This window comes from Microcoleus sp. PH2017_34_RAT_O_A (assembly GCF_020737885.1).
GTDB lineage: Bacteria > Cyanobacteriota > Cyanobacteriia > Cyanobacteriales > Microcoleaceae > Microcoleus.
Genome location: NZ_JAEQDD010000107.1, coordinates 1 through 22,526, shown reverse-complemented (window position 1 = coordinate 22,526; position 22,526 = coordinate 1). Strand labels below are relative to the sequence as shown.

General features: G+C 44.4%; 13 protein-coding genes and 2 pseudogenes. 13 read left to right on the top strand and 2 right to left on the bottom strand.

Going from position 1 to position 22,526, the window contains the following annotated elements; translation table 11 throughout:
- Positions 1-517 precede the first annotated feature (517 nt).
- Positions 518-982 (top strand): hypothetical protein, encoded by a 465-nt coding sequence (locus JGK11_RS27775; protein WP_293213734.1) that lies wholly within the window; start codon positions 518-520, stop codon positions 980-982.
- Between the two features lie 429 nt (positions 983-1,411).
- Here JGK11_RS27775 and sds read toward each other — a convergent pair whose 3' ends face one another.
- Positions 1,412-2,383: a solanesyl diphosphate synthase gene (sds, locus tag JGK11_RS27770; protein WP_293193419.1), complete on the bottom strand. Its 972-nt coding sequence runs from the start codon at positions 2,381-2,383 to the stop codon at positions 1,412-1,414.
- 1,201 nt (positions 2,384-3,584) lie between these two features.
- On the opposite strand from sds, the pseudogene JGK11_RS27765 reads away from it, so the two are divergent.
- From JGK11_RS27765 to JGK11_RS27725, 9 genes and pseudogenes are all read left to right on the top strand, one after another.
- A pseudogene (locus JGK11_RS27765) lies at positions 3,585-4,229 on the top strand (serine/threonine-protein kinase); the annotation flags it as partial.
- An 88-nt stretch (positions 4,230-4,317) separates the two neighbouring features.
- A pseudogene (locus tag JGK11_RS27760) lies at positions 4,318-4,962 on the top strand (IS1 family transposase); the annotation flags it as partial.
- 160 nt (positions 4,963-5,122) lie between these two features.
- Complete coding sequence (locus JGK11_RS27755; protein ID WP_293208324.1) at positions 5,123-8,176, top strand: ATP-binding protein; 3,054 nt, start codon at positions 5,123-5,125, stop codon at positions 8,174-8,176.
- 280 nt (positions 8,177-8,456) lie between these two features.
- Positions 8,457-11,012 (top strand): CBS domain-containing protein, encoded by a 2,556-nt coding sequence (locus tag JGK11_RS27750; protein WP_293213733.1) that lies wholly within the window; start codon positions 8,457-8,459, stop codon positions 11,010-11,012.
- A gap of 52 nt (positions 11,013-11,064) precedes the next feature.
- Entirely contained in the window at positions 11,065-11,463 is a 399-nt protein-coding gene (locus JGK11_RS27745; protein WP_293186045.1) for a response regulator, read from the top strand.
- Positions 11,460-14,639: a PAS domain S-box protein gene (locus JGK11_RS27740; RefSeq protein ID WP_293213732.1), complete on the top strand. Its 3,180-nt coding sequence runs from the start codon at positions 11,460-11,462 to the stop codon at positions 14,637-14,639. Before JGK11_RS27745 ends, JGK11_RS27740 begins: the two co-directional genes overlap by 4 nt.
- Positions 14,636-14,809 (top strand): hypothetical protein, encoded by a 174-nt coding sequence (locus JGK11_RS27735; RefSeq protein ID WP_293208328.1) that lies wholly within the window; start codon positions 14,636-14,638, stop codon positions 14,807-14,809. The genes JGK11_RS27740 and JGK11_RS27735 overlap by 4 nt, the downstream gene beginning before the upstream one ends.
- A gap of 434 nt (positions 14,810-15,243) precedes the next feature.
- Positions 15,244-17,178, top strand: a complete 1,935-nt coding sequence (locus JGK11_RS27730) for a response regulator (protein ID WP_293186050.1) — start codon at positions 15,244-15,246, stop codon at positions 17,176-17,178.
- A complete protein-coding gene (locus tag JGK11_RS27725) occupies positions 17,179-19,086 on the top strand; it encodes an ATP-binding protein (RefSeq protein ID WP_293186051.1) in 1,908 nt (635 codons plus the stop codon).
- Between the two features lie 166 nt (positions 19,087-19,252).
- Here the strand turns inward: JGK11_RS27725 and JGK11_RS27720 are convergent, their stop codons facing one another.
- Positions 19,253-19,420, bottom strand: a complete 168-nt coding sequence (locus tag JGK11_RS27720) for a hypothetical protein (protein WP_293186052.1) — start codon at positions 19,418-19,420, stop codon at positions 19,253-19,255.
- 155 nt (positions 19,421-19,575) lie between these two features.
- Here JGK11_RS27720 and JGK11_RS27715 point away from each other — a divergent pair, with 155 nt between their 5' ends.
- From JGK11_RS27715 to JGK11_RS27705, 3 genes are all read left to right on the top strand, one after another.
- Positions 19,576-20,043: a response regulator gene (locus JGK11_RS27715; RefSeq protein WP_293186054.1), complete on the top strand. Its 468-nt coding sequence runs from the start codon at positions 19,576-19,578 to the stop codon at positions 20,041-20,043.
- Positions 20,044-20,309: 266 nt separating this feature from the next.
- Positions 20,310-21,968, top strand: a complete 1,659-nt coding sequence (locus JGK11_RS27710) for a diguanylate cyclase (RefSeq protein WP_293197052.1) — start codon at positions 20,310-20,312, stop codon at positions 21,966-21,968.
- A gap of 376 nt (positions 21,969-22,344) precedes the next feature.
- On the top strand, positions 22,345-22,526 hold a 182-nt coding region (locus tag JGK11_RS27705), incomplete at its 3' end, for a transposase DNA-binding-containing protein (RefSeq protein WP_293197051.1).

The following is a 22,526-nucleotide window of genomic DNA, read 5'->3' as shown; positions in this document are numbered from 1 at the left end:
AGGACTTGCAGCCGTAGGGCATACGGTCAAGATGCTTGCCGAGGGTAAATTCGTCGGAATCCCACTGAAGCAAGAATCCTCTCGCCTTTAGGCAGAGGTTTGTCAAAAAAACACTGACGGCTGCTTTTTCTTGATGTGTCCCAAATGTACTATCCGCCACCAACCAGGTTTAACCAGGGATTTTTGGTGGTGAGGACGAGATAATTTTGAGCAGAAAACTTTTTTTTCGTACATAGTTATAAAATTTGCATCCGCCAGGGACACCCGCATCAACTAAATCGAGCATCAGGTACGATATTTTTCGGATTGAAGGGTAAAGCGTGAATTAATCTAAAAAATCCAGAATTTTTGCTAAAAAAGGCTATATTTGGCTATATGTTTCATATCTATCAATCAAATTTATGGGACTTCAGATTTCGCATTTTAGCTTAATATGCGGCAGTGCCAGTTATTACATACTTGCACCTTCACCCGTTACCCTGACATTATTAAACTCAAATCTCAAATGAACTGACTGATGGATTTAGATATACAGATTCAAGCACTAATCGAGCAAGCTCCGCCTGACGGTTCGACGCCACAAATCTTAGAGGCGATCGCCCCGGCGCTGGTTTTAATTGCCCAACAGCTACAGCACCTCGAATACTCGATCCTGCAATCGGTAGACGAAAGTTGGGCGATCGTAGTTTTGAGCAATCTCAAGCAACCGGGACAGGAGAAGAAGGTGATTTATGCTTTTCCCACTCTTAAAGATGCGTCCTCCGCTGCGGCGGCTGGGGGCGGGAGCGTCAAGCCCGTACAGTTGCCTGTCACTCACATTTTATTTCAGATGATTGCTCTTGAAGGTCTCGACAGTATTGTTTTTTTTGAAAATCCCGGCAATCAGGAAGTCGGGACGGAAATCCCTCGCCGACAAGTGCAAGACTTAATCAATGTTTACTTGCAACAGTATCGATCGGCTCCACCACCAGATATTGCCTAAATATAGCCTTTCTCAAGGGAGCATCTCAGTTTTGCATTTAGATAGTGCGAGCGTCCCCGCTCGCGTATCGTATAATACGCGAGCGGGGACGCTCGCACTATCTATAAGAAAAAAATGCTTTTTACAAAAATGAGATTCTCCCTTTCTCAATGGCAGTGAAGTATGTCAGGGAATCGGGAATCGGGAATCGGTAATAGGTAATCGGTAATATTTCATTGCTTGCGCTCTCGGGAACTCACTTAGGAATGAAAATTAAATAACTTCCACAAGTTTTATGCTTCTTCTGGCCCATCCCACAAATATGTGTAAATTATTTAATTCGCCATCCTTAAGAAGCGCGATAATTAAATTTCTGATGAATTGGTAATAGGAAATTCCCCATTACCAACTCCCCATTACCAATTCCCCTACCGTGCAACTTTTTAACCTCTAATACAGCCGGCTCAAAACGTAATCTGCTAAATCAATCAAGGCTTGACGGGATTCTGAATGGGGCAGCGCAGCTAAGTATTCGACAGCTTTCTGTGCGTGATTTGTTGCTAGTTCTCGCGATCGCTCTATACCTTGAGAATCTGCTACCAGCGCCAGAGCCTGCTCTAGATCTCCTTCTTGGGCGAACTCGCGTTCTATTAGAACTTCCAAATAAGGCTTTTCTTCTAGGGCAAATAGTGCTGGTGCTGTCAAATTACCACTAATCAGATCAGAGCCTGCGGGTTTCCCCAAAGTTTCCGTTGAAGCAGTGAAATCCAATATATCATCTACTATTTGGAATGCTAAACCAATGTTGCGACCGTAGTTGTACAAATCGTCTGCTATTTCTGCTGAAACCTCGCTCAAACAGCCCGCTGCTTTAGAACTGTTGGCAATTAAAGACGCTGTTTTGTAATAACTTTTTTCTAAGTACGCTTCGATCGACAAACTGGTGTCAAATCCATTTAGTCCCTGTTGAATTTCGCCCTCAGCTAAATCCATAATCACTTCTGAAAGCAGTTTGACTACTGGCAGGTTGTCCAGATTTGCCAAGTGCCACGAAGATTGAGCAAACAGAAAATCTCCCGCCAATACTGCCACTCGGTTGTTAAACCGACTGTGTACTGTCGGTACTCCCCGCCGCAGATCCGACTCGTCCACCACGTCGTCGTGGACTAGACTGGCTGTGTGGATCATTTCTGTGATTTCCGCGAGGCGGCGGTGTTTTTCGGTGATTTCCCGATCGGGCATCGTCGCCTTGGCCATCAACAAGACTATTGCGGGTCTCACCCGTTTTCCCTTTGTGCCGAATAAGTATTCTGCAGCCGCGTACAAGATGGGATGACGGGCACCCACTAACTGTTTTAAGTTTTCTGTCAACAGTCGCAGGTCTTCTTCAACCGAGGAAAATAGGAGAGTGCTAGAGATCATGGATACGCCGACTCAAGCCGTAAAGTAACAAAATTTTACATATCATATCTTTATTTTAAGACAATTCTCTGCAATAGGGAACAAAAATCTAGGCGATCGGCAGTTATTTGTGGTCTGTCGCCAGCGAGGACTCGCCCAACTGCCAGAGGCGAGTAGCCTGCTGCCAGAGGGGTTGCTCCTATTGTATCGAATTGTTAAGCACACTGCCAAAAAATAACTAAATCCCAGAAACGCTGTGTTATTATAGGTATTAAGGATTTAAACAATTCTATACATTAAGTACAGGCTGTAATTGAGCCTGGCTGGCAGGTAGCTTTCAGATGCCTGTAAGAGTTTCGTAGAGCCAGCCTTGTTAGTCGATCGCAGCGAAAATTTCTGGGACAGATTTTTAGTTTCTTGTGGCTAAAAATTTTCAGGAGTTAAGACTAGCGCATGAGATGTGCACGGTAGCTCAAAGCAGCTAAAGTGGATGGTTTTACGCTGTTCAAGCATCTGTAAAGCAGTAAATCATTATTGACCTCGCCCAAAAACGGGTAGAAGCCACGACAATTGTCGTGGGTAGCCCAAAATTTTAGATCTTAGTTGAAGCTCCCAGATTTATCTGCCGAGTAAATCTAAAATCGAAAAATGGAAAATCTCAAATCGACTCACCGGGAACGCCTAAGTTTTTCGGCAAGCCTGATATGGAAAAGTAGCCTTCAGAACCAAGGCATAGTCTTGCGTGCTGAATTAATGTAGTAGGTCTTGAACTTGTCCCGTCCTCCTCCTCGTCCTTGACTTTTGGTTCTAATTATGATTTATCGCGATATTCCTCTAATTATTCCCATTCTAGCCGCCGGTTATGTAATGACTATTTATATAGTGCTGATGTTGGCCGAACGTAGCTCTAAAATAACTCGATTGGGCGAGTAGTGCAACGCTTGGCAGCCGAATCCGGCCTCGCCCGCCATGGACTACTCGCTCAGAATTCCGAATATTCCATAATAACCCTGCCTTGAATGCTTGCACACAAAGGCAGGGTTATTTGATTTTAGATTTTAGATTGAAGATTTTAGATTGAGGATTTTAGATTGAGGATTTGCGATCGAGCTCGTGGTTGAGAGCTTACAGGCAAGTCTGAGAATATTTGTGGTGGTAGCGATTAACACATATCAGTGGCTACACTAGGATAAACGCTGCTGCTCTCTAAGATTCTGCGGTTATGCTCCACTTTCCAGGCTACAAAATTTTCAGGAAAATCTATGAAAGCGATCGATCTCTAGTTTACCGGGGCGTGCGATCGACCGACAGCCAGCACGTAATCTTCAAGATACTCAAGCAAGAGTACCCCACTCCGGCTGCACTCGCCCGTCACAAACAAGAATATGACATCATCCGCAGCTTAAATCACCCAGGAGTCATCCGAGCTTACAGCTTAGAACAGTACGATCGCACTTTGGCGATCGTTCTCGAAGACTTCGGAGGAGAATCTCTCAAAAGGTTGATGCACTCTCGCCCCTTTACTCTATCCGAATCTCTGAGCTTCGCCATTCAAATAGCCGACATTTTGGGCGACATTCACAGCGCCAACATCATACACAAAGATATCAACCCTGCCAACATAGTTTTCAATCCCAGCACCAACCAACTCAAAATCATTGACTTTGGGATAGCCAGCGTCTTCGCGCCCGACAAATTAACCGAACAACCCACCCTCAAGCATCCCCATATTCTAGAAGGCACTCTCGCCTATATCTCTCCAGAACAAACTGGCAGAATGAACCGTAGCCTAGATTATCGCACCGACTATTACTCTCTCGGCGCAACTCTCTATGAAATGCTGACTCGCCAACTGCCGTTTGAAACCAGGGTAGTGCCCTGAAGGAAAGGATCGGAGCAAGCTAAGTGTTTGCCATAGCGTGATATGACATTAGAAATTAATTGTTGCCCTAATTGTGGCTCAAAAGAAGTTAGTCGGAACGGTAAAACTCGGCATCATAAACTTTCATTATAAATGCCGAGAATGTGGTCGTCAATTTGTTTTAAATCCGGCATGGAAACCTATTACAAAAGAACAAAAGGAATTAATGTCACGGATGCTACTTGAACGTATTTCTCAGGCGGGAATTGCTCGGGTACTACAAGTGTCAGAAGATACAGTGCAGCGATACGTTAATAGCCAAGCGGCTGCTGTTAAGAAGCAAGTGGAAGTGACTCCCAAGGAAAAAAAGCGCTTGAATGTTCAGATGGATGAGTTATGGTCATTCGTTGATAGTAAAGGAAATCAGCAGTGGGTCTGGCTGGCATTGGACGCCGAGACTAGGGAAATTGTTGGTGTACATATTGGAGATCGTAGCGCAGCATCGGCGAGCGCTTTATGGGATTCAATACCACCAGTGTACCGTCAATGTGCAGTAATTTATACCGACCACGTTTTGTGCTTATGATTCTGTATTACCCAGCAAACGTCATCACGCCGTGTAGATAAAGATAGTGGTTTGACTAGCTATATCGAGCGCTTCAACTGTACTATTCGACAAGGAGTTTCTCGACTGGTAAGAAAGAGCTTAGCCTTCTCTAAAAAATTAGAAAATCATATTGCTGCAATTTGGCGGTTTGTCCATCATTACAATGCTAATTTACAACTCTAAATGCCTACTTTTCTTTGAATTCAGTTTTATTCGGTCGATCCTTTCCTTCAGGGGACTACCTGAAAATTCACCGCTTTCTGCCTTTTTCTACGCAGCTTGGGGCGTAGTTATGAACTACGAATCTCAAGACATTGAATCGGCAAATAAGTTAGGGGAATTGGCTTTAAACTTAGCATCAATGTTCAATGCAAAAAACCTCAAAGGGAAAATATTATATATAGTAGCAGCTTGTATCGCTCACAGCAAATATCATGTCAGGGAAACCCTGCCAATGTTCCGAGAAAGCTATCAAAGTGCGCTCAAAAATGGAGATTTTGAGTTTGTCGCTTATTGTGCCAAACAAAAATCTCAATATGCTTATTTGGTAGGGCAAGAACTTACAAATCTAAAAGTCGAAATTGCTGAATCTAGCAACCTGCTGGCTCAACTCAAGCAATCAATCAACTTGCAGTGCAATCAAATATTTCATCAAGCGGTGCTTAACTTGCTGGGTGAAGCAGAGAATCCTTGCAATTTATCGGGGACAGCTTGCGAAGAAGAGCATCTGCTACCGTTGCTGGCGAAAGCGAACGATCGCACGGGAATACATTACTTTTATTTGCACAAGCTAATACTGTGTTATTTATTCGGGGATTTGTGCCAAGCACTGGAAAATGCAGGTAAATTTAGACAAGGTTTAATGGGAGGAACTGGTTTTTTAACTGTGCCGGTGTTTCATTTTTATGATTCTTTGGCTGCACTAGCTGCTTGTTCTGAGGCGGATGTATTGGAGAGAGAGATGCTGCTCGAAAGAGTAGGAGAAAACCAAAAGAAAATGCAGACATGGGCTGCACGCGCCCCCATGAATCACTTGCACAAATTTCATCTGGTTGAGGCTGAGAAATATCGGGTTTTGGGCGATAATTTTCAGGCAATGGAGGAGTACGATCGCGCGATTGGTTTGGCGAAGCAAAACGAATATCTTAACGAAGAAGCTCTCGCTAACGAACTTGCAGCTAAGTTCTATATCGGTTGGGGAAAAGAGAAGATTGCACGAGTTTATTTGGCTGATGCTCACTATGGTTACACTCACTGGGGAGCTCAAGCTAAAGTTGAGGATTTGGAAACACACTATCCCCAATTTTTAATCAGAATTCCAGTGTCAACTAGCATTGCCAGCGACAGCGCTACAGTTACTAATATTTCCAGCAGCCACGATTCGGGCCAAACTTTTGATTTGGCGGCAGTGATGAAAGCCTTTGGTGCGATCGCTAGCGAGATTGTGCTGGACAAGTTACTGGCGAAGTTGATGAGAATTATGCTGCAAAATGCGGGGGCAGAAAATGGTTTTTTGATTTTGGAAAGCCGAGGTAAGTTTTTGGTAGAAGCTTCGGGAAAATTAGATGGCGATCGCGTGGATGTTTTGCAGTCGGTTCCTGCTGAAAAGTGCCTGCCTGTTTCCATTATTAATTATGTCGCTCGTAGGAAACAAAATGTTGTAGAAAGTGACGCAGCTAACAAAGGAAGATTTACGCGCGATCCGTATATTGTCAGACATAATTCTCAATCTATATTGTGCGCGCCCTTGCTGAATCAAGGTCAATTAATTGGGATGGTTTATTTAGAGAACAATCTCACTACGAGTGCTTTTACTGATGACAGGGTAGAGGTTTTGCAACTGTTATCGACGCAGGCTGCTGTTTCTATTGCTAACGCTAAACTTTACGCAGAAGTGCGGGAAAGTCAGAGCAAGTTGACGCAGTTTTTAGAAGCTTTACCTGTGGGAATAACGGTACATAATCCCCAGGGTAAGGTATCCTACATCAATGAAACTGGACAGCGGTTGCTGGATCGAATTTTGGCGCCGTCAGCTACAGGTGAAGAGTTGATATCAGCTTCTGAAATTTATATATCAGGAAAGGAAAGCCCCTGTTCTGAACAACAACTGCCGGCTTGGCGAGCTCTCAATGGCGAAAGTGCGATCGCCGATAATTTAGAAGTCCGCAGATCCGGGAAGATTGTGCCTTTGGAAATGCACTCGCAACCTATTTTTGACAACAAAAACAATATTGTCTATGCGATTACTGCTTTCAGCGATATCACCGATCGCAAACAAGCTGAGAAACTGGTAGCAGAGTACAACAGAACCTTGGAAATGCAAGTAGCCGATCGCACCAGAGAACTCTCGGAAGCCCTGCAACACCTGCAAGCAACGCAACGAGAACTCATTCAATCCGAAAAAATGGCAGCATTGGGACAGCTAGTTGCTGGTGTGGCTCACGAAATCAATACTCCCCTGGGTGCGATTCGATCGTCTGTCGAGAATTTAGCCGATTTTTTCAATCAAAATCTGGCCCAAATCGCGGATTTTTTCCACAAAATGTCCCCAGAAGGTTACTCGGATTTATTGACGCTGCTCCCCAAATACCAGTCGCGGACGATGCTCTTTTCCAACCGAGAAAAACGCCAGTTTAAAAGAGCTTTGATTCAGCAGCTATCAAACAATTCTGTGGCAAATCCAGAAACAGTAGCAGACACTTTAGTTGATATCGGCATTTACGACAATATCGAATCAATTTTGCCTTTGCTGCAAGACCCCACTAGCTCGGATGTTTTACAGCAAGCCTATCAATTTACTGCTTTGCAAAGAAGTACGAATACTATTATCACAGCTACAGATAGAGCTGCAAAAGTAGTTTTTGCTTTAAAAGCATATTCTCGCTCTAACTCTACGGGAGAAAAGGTAATTGCTAATATTACTGAGGGAATTGAAACTATATTAACTCTTTATTATAACCAACTCAAACACGGAGTAGAAGTTGTCAGGAATTATGAAGATGGAGTGCCTGAATTGCTGTGCTATCCAGACGAACTCAATCAAGTTTGGACAAATCTGATTCACAACGCCCTGCAAGCAATGAACAATTGCGGAATTTTAACATTAGATGTCAGAGTAGAAAATCAGATCCTGTTGGTGGGCGTTACGGATAACGGCACAGGAATTCCCCCGGAAATTTTGCCGCGCATATTTGAACCGTTCTTTACCACAAAACCCGCTGGAGAAGGCAGCGGCTTGGGACTGGATATTGTTAAGAAAATTGTCGAAAAACATTCGGGTAAGATAGAAGTAACATCTGCGATCGGTCAAACGAGCTTTATCGTGTCAATTCCGATCGCCGTTTAGCGCTATTACAATAAAAATTAGGGAGCATCTCATTTTTGCTTTTATAGTGCTGTCCCGGCTCGCGTATTCTATAACTCGCGAGCCGGGACAGCACTCAAAGAAAAAAAATGTTTTTTACAAAACTGAGATGCTCCCCAAAATTATACCGAGGCGCGACCAAAAATACAACTTTAGACGGATGTCAGACTTCGATCGCGGTCAGGGTGCAGTCATTGTCAAAGCTCAAAGCTAAAATGGCATTAATTGCCGGTTCCACCTGCATCTCCCCCTTGATTTGCCCATGTCAATAACAGTTTCTGATAGCCAAAGCTTCTTAGAACAGGCGATCGACCGCAAACCGCCGGTACTGCCTCCAGATACACCCTTGAAAGTCGCGATCGCCGCCATGACTCAGGCGAGGGCTAGTTGCATTTTAATCGCGTTTGAGCGGCAACTGATCGGAATTTTTACGGAGCGCGATGTTGTGAAAATAACTGCGAGCGAAATACCGCTAGCAGGGCTGATAATTGCTGAGGTAATGATTGAAAAGCCGATCGCGATTTCCCTTGATAAAGCGGGGAATATCTTCAGAATATTGAGTATATTGCGATCGGCAAAAATCCGTCACTTGCCCGTTACAGACAACAGCGGAAACTTGCTGGGCGCCATCACCGGAGAAAGCATCCGTCAAATCCTGAAACCGGGCGACTTGCTGCAAATGCGGCGCGCCGAAGAAATTATGACCGCAGAAGTAAGAATTGCCTCAACTAACACCTCAGTTTTAGAAGTGGCAAAACAGATGGCAACTGAGCGCAAAAGCTGCATAGTCATTTGCAATGAGTGCGACAACAAAAATCAGAAACCAGTGGGCATAATTACAGAACGGGACATTGTTAAATTCCAAGCTACCGGACTCGATTTCGCTGGCACTCGCGCCGCCGCCGCGATGAGTTTTCCCCTGATGCCGTTGCAGGCAAAAGCCACATTGTGGGAGGCTCACCAGTTCATGCAGGATCACCACATCCGGCGGTTGGTGGTGGTGGACGATGGAGGATATTTAGCCGGAATTGTCACCCAAAGTAGCCTGCTGCACGCCTTAGATCCGGTAGAAATGCACGCGAATGTCGAGCTTTTGCAGGAAACAGTTGCCGAAAATATCCTGGAGTTAAAAAAAGTGAACGAACAATTGCAAAAAGAAGCGCTTCGCAGAACCGAAATAGAGGAACAGTTGCGGTTATTAAATGAAAATCTAGAAGAGCAAATTAAGCTGCGTACTTTAGAATTAATTAACACGAACAGTCAGTTAAAGAAGGAAATACAAGACCGCGCCACCGCTGAAGCTGAAGTCCGCCGCCTCAACACCGAACTGGAGCAGCGAGTTCGAGAACGCACGGTTCAACTAGGAGCCAGCAACCAAGAATTACAGCAAGAAATTAGCGATCGCAAATTGCTAGAAGAAAAATTACACTTTTCTGAAACCAAAGTTCGTGCAGTTTTTGAAGCGATGACAGACATCGTTCTCGTACTAAATATTCATGGAAACATAGAGGTTTTGCCGACTAATACGGCGGCAGTTTATGAGCCGGATTGCGATCTAGTCAGCCTGACGGTCGAACATTTTTTTGACGACGACAACCCCGATGATTGGTGGATGCTAGTTCAGCAAGTGTTAGAGACGCAACAAACCCTCAATTTCGACTACAGTTTAACAGTTGGCGATCGCGAAATTTGGTTTTCCGCCTGTATTTCTCTGTTCTCAAAAGATGCAGTGATTTGGGTTGCCCGCAACATCAGCGCCCGCAAACTAGCAGAGTCAGCGCTGTGCAAAAAAAATGTAGAATTAGCTCATACCCTAGAAGAACTGAAGCGCACTCAACAAGAGCTGATTCAATCAGAAAAAATGGCAGCCCTCGGACAGTTAATTGCCGGAGTTGCCCACGAAATCAATTCTCCTTTAGGGGCGATTCGCTCTTCGGTGCAGAACATCGCCGACTTCTGGGCCGAACAATTGCACCAGTTACCGATATTTTTCAAGCAACTATCCCCGGAACGGCAGCAGGATTTCTTTGCCCTGCTGTACAACTCAAGTAAGGAAACAGACAACTTATCTAGTAAAGAAAAACGTCAGTTGAAAAAACTTTTGCAGCGGCAATTAGAATCAGAAAAAATTGACGACGCTGACAGCCTTGCTTGTACCTTGTTAGATATTGGTATTTGCAATAACTTAGAACGTTTTTTACCTTTGTTGAAAGACAGCGCAAGTCCAAATATTTTACAAACCGCTTACGAATTTGCTACGGTACAAAAAAGCACTAAAAATATTGTTACTGCGACAGATAGGGCAGCCAAAATTGTTTTTGCCTTGAAAAGCTATTCTCGTTACGACCAGTCGGGTTCCAAGGCGATCGCCAATATTACCGACGGGATTGATACTGTTTTAACGCTTTACCACTACCAAATCAAACATGGTGTGGAAGTCGTCAGGAATTATGTTAATGATTTACCCTCTATGCTATGCTATCCTGATGAACTAAATCAAGTTTGGACAAATTTGCTTCATAATGCTTTACAAGCGATGGGCAACAAAGGAATGTTAAAAATTGAGGTCAAACACCAAGATAACGCAATATCAGTCAGTATTACCGACAGCGGCCCCGGCATTCCTCCAGAGATTATGCCTAGAATTTTTGAGCCATTTTTCACTACTAAACCTCCTGGAGAAGGCAGCGGCTTGGGATTGGATATCGTTCATAAAATCATTAAAAAACACCAAGGTAAACTGCAAGTAGAAAGCGTGCCTGGTCAAACCAAATTTACTGTATCCTTGCCTATCGAAATCACTGAGACCAATAATTAAAATTTGGCTCAATCTGCCCGTTAATTTTAAAATCAAAAAAGAGTAAAATTTTATGCCAAAACCAGTAATTTTGTGTGTTGACGATGAAGTTGTAATCTTAAACAGTTTGAAGATTCAACTGAAAAAAGAATTTGGTGATGATTACCTCTATGAAGTAGCAGAAAATGCCGATGAAGCTCTCGAAATTATTGAGGAAATTCAAGGAGAAGAGGAAAGCGATATTTTGGTCATAGTATCTGACTGGTTGATGCCGGGTCTTAAAGGAGATGAATTTTTGATCCGGGTTCACCAAAAATATCCCAATATTGTGAAAGTTATGCTGACCGGGCAAGCTGATGAAATAGCAATACAACGGGTGAAAGAGCAGGCAAACTTGCACCGCTGTTTGTACAAGCCGTGGGACGGTCAAGAATTAGTAGAAACTATAAAATCTGGTTTAGCAAAAATATGAACAATAAACCTGTGATTATTTGCGTGGATGACGAACCGATCATCCTTGAAAGTTTGAAGATTGAGTTAAAAAAAGCCTTGGGAGAAGAACATTTATTAGAAACAGCCGAAGGCGGCGAAGAGGCTTTAGAGTTGATAGATGAATTGCTGGAAGAGGGTTGCGAAATCGTGGCTGTGATTTCCGACTACCTGATGCCCAATATCAAAGGGGACGAATTACTGAAGCAGATTCACATAATTTCACCAAAAACCATCAAAATCATGCTGACGGGGCAAGCAGACCTCGAAGCTGTGGCGAATACTATTAAATATGCTAAATTGTACCGCTACATATCTAAGCCTTGGCAGTCAGAAGATTTGAAGTTGACCTTAAAAGAAGCGGTCAACAGCTATTTTATGGAGAAGCAATTAGGGGAACAAAATGCTCAACTCCAAAAGCTGAATCAAGAATTGGAAACTTTAGTTGAGGAGCGGACTGCACAACTGAGCTTGTCTGAGGAAAAGTTTGCTAAAGCTTTTCGTTCTTCTCCCAACCCGATTACTATTGCCAGACTTAAAGACGGTCGTTATTTAGAAGTCAATGAGGCTTTTTGTCAGACAATTGGTTATTCGATAGCAGAAATTATCGATCGCACGGCGCTTGATTTGAATCTTTGGGAAAGTACACAAGCCCGCGCCAAGTTGTTTGCAATGTTAGACGAACAAAAAATTGTTCGTAACTACGAATTTGATTGGCGCACTAAAACTGGGGAACTCAGAACCGGGCTGGTGTCTGCTGAAATCATTGACATTCACGGCGAAACCTGCGTGATTTCGGTGATTCAAGATATTAGCGATCGCAAATTGGCAGAAGAAAAACTCCGGGCTCTAGCTGCATCTTTAGCCGCAGCGCAGAGAATCGCCCGCGTCGGCAATTGGGAATGCGATTTTTCTGCCAATACAACTACTTGGTCGGAAGAATTATCTCATATTTTCGATCTCGATGCAACCGAGGCTGCGCCAACACTAAGTGAATTTGCACAATACGTGCATCCGGACGATCGCCAAAAATGGCAAACAACGATCGACGCTGCTATTGCTAGCGGGCAATCCTACAGTTTGGAATATCGCATCCTGCGCCCGGAATCGACAATTGCTGCGGATACTTGCCCGTCACAGACAAGTGAAGGCGGCTCGATCCGCTACATCGAATCCAGAGGAGAAGTAGTTGTCAACCAACAAGGGCAAGTGACTAAACTCTTCACAACTTTGATGGACATTACTGCCCGCAAACTGGCGGAAATAGCATTAGCAGAAAGCGAAGAAAAATACCGTCATTTAGTTGAAACTTCTCAAGATATTATCTGGTCTTGCGATGCCCAAGGACACCTGACTTTTGTCAACCAAGCTGTCAAACAAATCTACGGTTACGATCCGGAAGAAATGCTCGGCTATTCTTTTAGCGATTTCTTAGCGCCAGCACAAATAGACCGGAATCGAGAACTTCAGCAGCACTTGCTGACGGGAGATGCTGTGTTTCAGTACGAAAGTATAGTATTAGGGAAAGACGGCAGGCAGATAGATGTCAATACAAAGGCGATCGCGCGATTGGATGCAGCAGGAAATATTACCGGCACCACAGGCACTGCCAGCGATATTACTGAGCGCAAACAAGCAGAAATATCGCTGCAAAAAGCCAAAGAAGAAGCCGACAGAGCGAACAGGGCGAAAAGTGAATTTTTATCGAATATGAGCCACGAATTGCGAACTCCCCTCAACGCGATTCTCGGTTTCACTCAACTGCTGGCGCGCGACGCAGCCTTCGGTAGTGACCAACAGCAATATTTAGGAATTATTAGCCGCAGCGGGGAACATTTGCTCGATCTGATCAACAATATTCTGCAAATGTCAAAAATCGAAGTCGGGCTGGTGACACTCAATAACAGCACCTTCGACTTGCACAGAATGCTAGAAAATACTGAAGATATGCTGAAGCTGCAAGCCGAAAAAAAAGGGTTGCAGTTAATTTGTGATGCTGCGCCCAACCTCCCTCAATATGTAGAAACAGATGAAAGTAAGTTGCGTCAAGTATTAATTAATGTGGTGGGAAATGCGATCAAGTTTACGGCGGAAGGTGGTGTCAACTTGAGAATCAAACATGAGCTGTTGTCAAATAGAAATAACGAAGAAATTCCGCCGTTAGCGCAGCCCTCGAAGAGGATCGCAAATTGCTGCTTGCTCTTTGAAGTGGAAGACACGGGGGCGGGAATTTCTGCCCAAGAAATGGATAGTTTGTTTAAGCCTTTTGCTCAGACAGAAAGCGGGAAAAAAGCTCATGAAGGAACTGGTTTAGGCTTGCCGATCAGCAAACAGTTCGTTGAGTTAATGGGAGGAGAAATGACGGTGACAAGCAGCGTCGGTAACGGCAGCATTTTTAGATTTGATGTTAAAGTTTCGCTCCCTAATGAAGTGGAAATTCAGGTGGCTCAAACAACTCGTCGCGTTGTGGGCCTGGAACCCGGACAGCCGGAATACCGCATTTTAGCTGTGGACGATCGCCTGGAAAGCCGTTTGTTGCTGGTGAGAATGCTGTCATGTCTCGGTTTTACTGTGCGGCAGGCTGAAAATGGCGTTGAAGCTTTGTCCATGTGGTCGAGTTGGGAACCTCATTTGATTTGGATGGATATGCGGATGCCGGTGATGGATGGCTACGAAGCTACTAAACAGATTAAAGCGCATTTGAAGGGTCAAGCAACGGTGATTATTGCTCTGACGGCGAGTGCTTTTGATGAAGAGCGATCGGTGATTTTGTCTGCTGGGTGCGATGATTTTGTCGCGAAGCCTTTTCGGGAACAAGTCATTCTGGAAAAGATGGCTAAGTATCTGGGTGTCCGCTATGTTTACGATCGAGAAGCTTCGCTAAGTTCTGATGCTGTGGCTGGTGGTGACGTTTCGGCGCCGACTGTGACGGCTCCTTTGCCTGTTGCGCTGAATTCTTCATTTTTTGAAGCTATGCCTCCCCAATGGGTTGATGAGTTGTACGAGGCGGCGGATTCGGTTGATAACGAGGAGATTTTTCGGCTGCTGTTGTCGATTCCTCCTGTTGATGCTCCTTACCGCAGCGCGATCGCCGATTTGGCGAATAACTTCCGGTGCGATCGGATTATTGATTTGATTGAGGAATTTAGAAATGTTTGAGGGAAGAAGGAAGAAGGAAGAGGGAAGAAGGAAGAAGGAAGAAGGAAGAAGGGGGAAGGGAGAGGGGAGAGGAGAAGAGCGGGTTCGGGATTATTGATGGTAGAGGTCGATCGACTATTGCTAAACTTGCTCGTGGGCGATCGGCTAAACTATCTTTGATGATTATTTAAATCAGTATAAAGGTGGACGAAGAAACTGGGTTTTATAACGAAAATATCTCGTTATACCAGTTACACAAAAAAAGCAACTGCTTTGCCAGCGCTCCCAACCCTGATGGAATCATTCATTCCCCATCTAAAATCGTATTACCAGAAAGAATTGGTTGAAAGCCCGCCCGCCTTCGAGGGAGAAATTAAAATCAGACTATTCATTACTCCAATCCTCTTCTTTATAGGTAGAGGTCGCTCTCAAACTGTCAACTGTCAAGCGGTCAACTGTCAACTGTTGAAGGCTCTCTATCTTGGTTGAAAAACCCGGTTTATCGTTTTTTTGTAGGTAAGTTCTGTAAATATAGAAGTAGTTGATGCTGGAGCGAGTGCTATAATGACGATTTAATCGGTTTTCATAATTTCAGCAATTATCAATTTAACAAAAAATACCATCGATGACCACCAATAAAACAGAAAATAATAAAGGCAACATATTAATTGTTGACGACACTCCCGAAAATTTGCAAGTTTTATCAGCAACGCTGTCGGATCGCGGCTACAAAGTCCGGGGCGTAATTAACGGCAAAATGGCAATCAGAGCAGCGCGTTCAGGTTCTCCAGACTTGATTTTGCTCGACATAAAAATGCCGGAAATGGACGGCTATGAAGTCTGCACGCAGCTCAAGCTCGATCCGAAAACATCAGAAATTCCAGTTATTTTTATTAGCGCTTTAGATGAAGTATTAGACAAAGTAACCGCCTTTAAAGTAGGAGGAGTAGATTTTATAACCAAACCGTTTCATGTAGCAGAAGTTTTAGCGAGAATCGAACATCAACTGACCATCCAAAGACTGAAAAAACAATTGATCGATCGCAATACCGAACTGCAACAAGAAATAATAGAACGCAAAAAAGCCGAAGAAGCCGCAGCCGCTGCATCCCTAGCAAAAAGTCAATTCGTTGCCAACATGAGCCACGAATTGCGGACTCCCCTGAACGCCATCCTGGGTTTTACCCAAGTCATGAGCCGCGACTCTTTACTCAGCCACGAAAATATTGAAAATCTCCGAATTATCAACCGCAGCGGTCAACATTTGCTGGAATTAATTAACGATGTTTTAGACTTGTCCAAAATAGAAGCCGGGATCATTGGCTTAGATGAACGCAGCTTTGACCTTTATCAACTCCTCGACACTCTCGAAGAGATGTTTCAAATCAAAGCTGAAACCAAAAATTTGCAACTAAGATTTTCCGTGCAGCCGAATGTTCCCCAATACATCAAAACTGATGAAAAAAAGCTGCGCGTATGTTTAATTAATTTGCTGGGAAATGCCCTAAAATTTACACCAAACTGCGGCAGTATTTGGCTGCGCGCTGTGCAAGCCAACCACCAGCCCGCAAAATCGGAGGTTTATCCTAATTCTACTTCGGACGATTGCTATTTTATTTTGTTTGAAGTTGAAGACACGGGAGTTGGCATAGCAACAGCAGAAATTGACAAGTTATTTGAGGCTTTCGTGCAAACAGAAGCTGGCAAACAAGCGGCTGACGGTACGGGATTGGGTTTGACAATCACTAAAAAATATGTAGAGATCATGGGCGGAGATATTGAGGTAGAAAGTGTTTTAGGTGAGGGAACCATTTTTAAATTTAATATCCGAGTATTTCCCGCTACTTCATCTGAAATAACAGTGGCGACATCGCAGCGGGCGATCGCACTACAACCAGATCAACCGATTTATCGGATTTTAGCAGTTGACGACAATCAAGAAAATCGGCTGCTGCTGGTGAAAATGCTGCAACCAATTGGTTTTGAAGTCCGAGAAGCGGAAAACGGCTTCCAAGCTCTTGAACTTTGGGAAAGTTGGCACCCTGATTTAATTTGGCTGGATACGCGAATGCCTGTAATGGACGGTTTTGAAGCCGTCAGACAAATTAGAGCTAAAGAGAAACCATCTGAGCGTCGAACTGTAATTATTGCTCTGACTGCTAGCACTTTTGAGGAAAAAAAAGGCGAAATTCTTGCCGCAGGTTGCGACGATTTTGTGCGGAAACCTTTTCAAGAGCAAATGCTCTTTGATAAGATCGCTTCTTACTTGGGAGTGCGCTATATCTATCAAGAATTGCCCGCGCTCCCTGTCGGGGCTTTACGGCGTTATTTTGTGAGCGAAAAACCAGATTCATTTTTCTCGCCGCTGCTCGCCCAGATGCCTCGAAGTTGGGTGCAGGAACTCTACGACGCAGTTAATGATGTTGATGAAGAGCTGGCGATTCAAATTGTCGATCGCATTTCGGAAACTCATCCAACGTTAGCTGAGGCTTTAAAAGATTTGCTGGCAGATTACCGACTCGATAGGATAATGGATTTAACTCAATCTATTTTAAAATAAATGGAGCATAGTGAAATTAAAGTATTGGTGGTTGACGACCAACCGAGCAATCTGCGGTTCTTATCCGAGCTGCTAACTGCCCAGGGGTATCAAGTTTGTCGAGCTATTTGCGGTAAACTGGCGTTGAAGGCTGCGATCGCCCATTGCCCCGATTTAATTTTGCTCGACATCAGAATGCCGGAAATGAACGGTTATGAAGTTTGTCGGAGACTGAAAGCTACACCGGAAACTGAACAAATTCCGGTAATTTTTTTAAGTGTATTAGATGAGATTAATGATAAATTACAAGCTTTTCGAGTGGGCGGCGCCGACTATATTCTCAAGCCATTTCAAGTAGAAGAAGTTTTAGCGCGCATCGACAAGCAAGTCTGCTTGCAAAAACTGCAACAGCAACTAAAAGAGCAAAACACTGAACTGCAACAGTCGCAGTCGCTGCTTGCTAGCGTCTTAAATAGTTCCTTAGACGGTGTGGTGGCTTATTCTGCCGTCCGCAACAGTCAGGGAAAGATTGTAGATTTCCTGTGGCTGTTAGTCAACCCTGCTGCCAACAATATTTCTGGTCGGCCATTAAATGCGATAGTTGGCAATCATTTGTTGGCAGAAATTCCCGAGATTCGCAATAATGGGTTATTTGATTTGTACGTTTCTGTCGTAGAAACCGGAGAAATTTTAGACCAAGAATTTTATTACGAACACAATTCAGAGACAAGTGCTTGGCTGCACATTGTCGCCGTCAAATTAAACGACGGTCTGGCAGTAACATTTCGCAATATCACCGATCGCAAACGAGGAGAAATTGCCCTGCGAGAAAGTGAAGAACGTTTCCGCGCGATATTTGAGCAAGCAGCAGTGGGCATCGCTAAAACTACACTTTCAGGTGAATTTTTGCGAGTAAATCCCGGCTTTTGCCAAATTGTCCGCTATGCAGAATCGGAATTGTTGCAGCTTGATTGGCAGGCAATTACTCACCCTGATGACATCGAAGCTGGCAGAGAATACGTGCGGTTGCTGTTATGCGGGGAAATTCAAACTTTTTCTCGGGAAAAGCGTTTGATCTGCAAAGATCGGGAAGTGTGCTGGGCGAATGTTACTGTTTCGGTAATGCGCGATGCTGAGGGAACCGCGCAATATTTGATTTGTGCGATCGAGGATGTTTCCGAGCGCAAGCTGGTACAAGAATTGCTGCAAGCAAGTTTAGAAACTCAAACCCGTTATGCTGAAGAACTGACTCGTTCTAATGCCGAATTAGAACAGTTTGCCTACGTGGCTTCTCACGATTTGCAAGCACCTTTGGGCACGATTGCAGGCTACGCTCAACTATTAGAACGGCGTTATCAAAACCAACTTGATGCCCAGGGGAATAAATTTGTCGGCAATATTGTTAATTCTTGCGTGCGGATGCAGGCGCTGATTGATGACTTGCTGGAGTATTCGCGAGTCGGTCGCAGTCAAAAACCTTTTGAGCTGATAAATTGCAATCAGGTTTTTGAGGATGCTTGCGCTAATTTGCAGTTGGCAATCCGCAAGCATCAAGCTACTGTAACTAGGGGCGATTTGCCAATGGTAAGAGGTGACTGTTTTCAACTGTTGCAACTGTTTCAAAATTTAATTGGCAATGCCATTAAATACCGTAGCAGCGAGGCGCCGGTGGTACAGGTGGGCGCTTCGCTTCAGGGGGATAACTGGGTGTTTGCGGTGCAGGACAACGGTATTGGCATTCCCGAACAGCACCATCCACGAATTTTTCAGATTTTTCAGCGCTTGCACACCCAAAAAGAGTATTCGGGAACAGGTATCGGTTTAGCGATTTGTCAGAGAATTGTCGATCGGCATGGCGGCCGGCTTTGGGTAGAATCATCACCTGGTCGAGGCTCGACTTTTTATTTTTCTGTTCCTGTTACACATTGAAATCAGCATTCTGCTTGGATCGGTGAGCAGTCATTTGCTTAAACTCTAAATATATTTATCATTTTTTTATACAAATACTCATAAATTTTAGCATATTCACTGATGACATCAAGCTAAAAATCATTCAGTATAAAGATATTAGCTCGCTCCCTATACAACTTAAAAATCAGCGGTGTGCGCCAGACTTGTCAGTTTGTTTCAACTGTATCCAGAGCACCTGGCTTTGGGATACAGTAGTTTTAGTAGGAATTTCCGGACAAGCATTTCTGATGTCTTTGCCGTTTGCCGGTTCTCCCAGAGACTGCCAAGTGAAACAAAGATTAGTGACAAACATTTGCGAATTATGCAAAACCGCCAATTGCTGCAACACAAATTCAGTGTTATGGGCCAGATTTGCCAGATCGTCGTGGCAACAGATGCTTTGCAGGCGATCGCAAACCGCTTCAAGTCCCGCTACCTCACAAAATCAGTTAGTCGTGAGGCCAAGCCGTGAATTATCCAAAGAAAAATGAAAAGAAAAAATTTACTATTTTAATAGCAAACGATGACGAGGACACGCGCTTTTTGGTGGAGGAAGCACTGCGAGAAGTTCGATTACCAATCAGAAGCGAATTTGTGGAAAATGGAGAACAAGTGCTAGACTATTTGTACCGTCGCCGTCAATATGCTGGTGGCAGCAATTGGCATCGACCAGACCTGATACTTTTGGATCTGAATATGCCGAGGCTTGACGGGCGAGAAGCACTAACTTCGATCAGATCTGACCCCCAGTTTCAACAAATTCCGGTGGTGATTCTCACAACGTCGCACCGCAGCGGAGATATCTTGCTTTGCTACCGCTTGGGTGCGAATTCTTTCATATCTAAACCAGTCACTTTTCAAGGATTGGTGGAAGTAATGAAGACTTTATGCCAGTATTGGTTTGAAATCGTTTCGCTCCCGCCTGCGGATCTGTAAGCTTTAATTGATGGCTAGATCGATAGTTTGAGTGTAAACTGAATTTGATAGACCGACATATTGGCTCGATCGCAAACGCAAATCAGTAGGTATGTACAAATAAACAGGCTGATGGGGAGGGTGGGTGAGAGCAGTGCTCCACTGCCGGCTAGAAAAAATCCGGGTTCAACCCGCCGCTAGAAGATATTATTGTTGTTTAGTGCCGATCGCCAGTATCGCTCTCAAAACAAGAAAGTTTCCTTAAACCCGCTCCAAACGCTATAGTTGTGTTAACACGTAACCAATGTCTGAAAATTTTGTTGGTTGAGGATGACCTCGCAGATGCAACGCTGATCGAAGATCTTTTAGGGTCATTCAGCGAGGCTGTGTTTCGCCTCCAAACTGTTACATCTCTGGAGAGGGGACTGGCGTGTCTGGAAGCAGAAAAGTTTGACGCCGTACTATTAGACTTGTCAGTGTCAGACGGCTTGGGGGGAAGCGAGGATCTCGCCGTTTTGAAAGCCCGATCGCCCACAGTGCCAGTTGTGGTGCTGACGGATAGCAATGATGAGAATACGGCGCTGTCGGTATTGCGATCGGGCGCTCAAGATTGTTTGGTAAAGGGAAGATTTCAGAGAACTCTGCTGGTGCGAGCAATCCATTACGCGATCGAACGCCAGCAAGTCGAAGAACAATTGCGACAGCAGGCGATCCGAGAGCGGCTGTTGGGACAAATGATCGAACATATTCGATCGTCAATAGACGCGGCAAGCATTCTTCAAAGTACCGTAGCAGAAGTGCGCCAATTTCTCAACACAGACCGGGTTTTAATTTATCGCTGTCAGGATTGGGCGTCTCAATTTGACGGGGAAGAGCAAAAAGGTGCGATCGTCGCAGGTGACGGTTTACCAGACGGTTATATTGAAAACCAAAATATTAATGCTGCTTTGGCAGTTTCATGCTTTTTCTTGCTCGAATCCCAGTCGGTACAAGCAATAGCAGATGTGAACGCGGCCGCATTGTCTGGGAGTTGCAAAGAATTGCTGGCAGATTGTGAAATTGCAGCAGTTTTAAGCGTGCCAATTTGGCAATCGGGCGACTGGGAAACGGCAAACCAAAGACTAGAAGGTAGTATTTGGGATGCAGAAAAAAATCAATATGCAGCCGAAAATTATCTCTCGCTGCCGGCTGTTGGCAAACCGCACGTGCAGGGAAAAAGTGCGCCGGATTTAGAGAGAGAAAATCGCAATAATTTGTGGGGAATGCTGACAGCATACAATTGCAGCGAGACGAGGGAATGGCAGCAGTGGGAAATAGATTTTTTACAGCACTTGGCGAATCAAGTGGCGATCGCGATCGAACAATCTCAACTTTACCGCCAGCTAGCAATAGCCAATCAAAAATTGCAGGAACTGGCCACTACTGACGGACTGACGGGCATTGCCAACCGCCGCCAGTTCGATCGCGTTTTGATGTTAGAGTGGCGCAGATTGGCAAGAGAGGAACTGCCAGTGTCTTTAATTATGTTTGACATCGACTTTTTTAAACTTTATAACGACTTTTACGGACACCTCGGCGGCGACGATTGTTTGCGCCAAGTTGCTAAGGCGATCGCCTCTTGTACCAAGCGGGCTGGGGATTTGCCTGCCCGCTACGGCGGCGAAGAATTTGCCATAGTGCTGCCCAACACCAGCGCCGAAGGGGCAAACATTGTCGCCCGGAAAATTTGCGATCGCATTGCCAGCTTGCAACTGCCCCACGCGCGATCGTCGATCGGCTCCTACGTTACCGTCAGTTGCGGAATTGCCACAGCGATTCCTTCTGCCCAGCAATCTCCCGACATCCTAATTCGCAGCGCTGACAGCGCCCTTTATCAAGCCAAAACCGAAGGCAAAAATCGTATTTGTCACGCCAGTAAGCCGGAATCTTCCCCAATTTTGATGTAATTGGGAATTAGGAATTGGCCAAACAGGGCATTGGCCAAACAGGGCATTGGGCATTGAGCATTGAGCATTGGGCATTGGTGGGAACTAACAACTGCCAACTAACAAATAATATCAAATCCGATTGCATCGTCCTGTATTCATCTCTATCTTCTTATATAACCCAATACTGTTCACTTAAGACAGATCCCCCCTAACCCCCCTTAAAAAACTATGCTTTATAAACATCTTTCTTAACAATAAATTTGACAAAAATCAACATCTGTGATGTTAAACGATCGGGCGATCGCCCAGGAATGAGATTAAAATGATCGATCAATAGGTAAGGGAAGAATTAGAAAAGACTCAATTGGGAGATGCAAGAAGAACAAATAGATTCATGAAAATTGTTTCTAACTTGAGTGATAAACCAACATCCACTGTACCTGAAGCTAGTGGTACATGGGCAGAAACTAAGGCTAATTACGATTTTTGGGATTCACCATATATCAAACCATCTCAGCTTAGGAAAGGACACGTAGATGCGACGGTTTCAAGAATTAAAAATCATCAAATTATCTT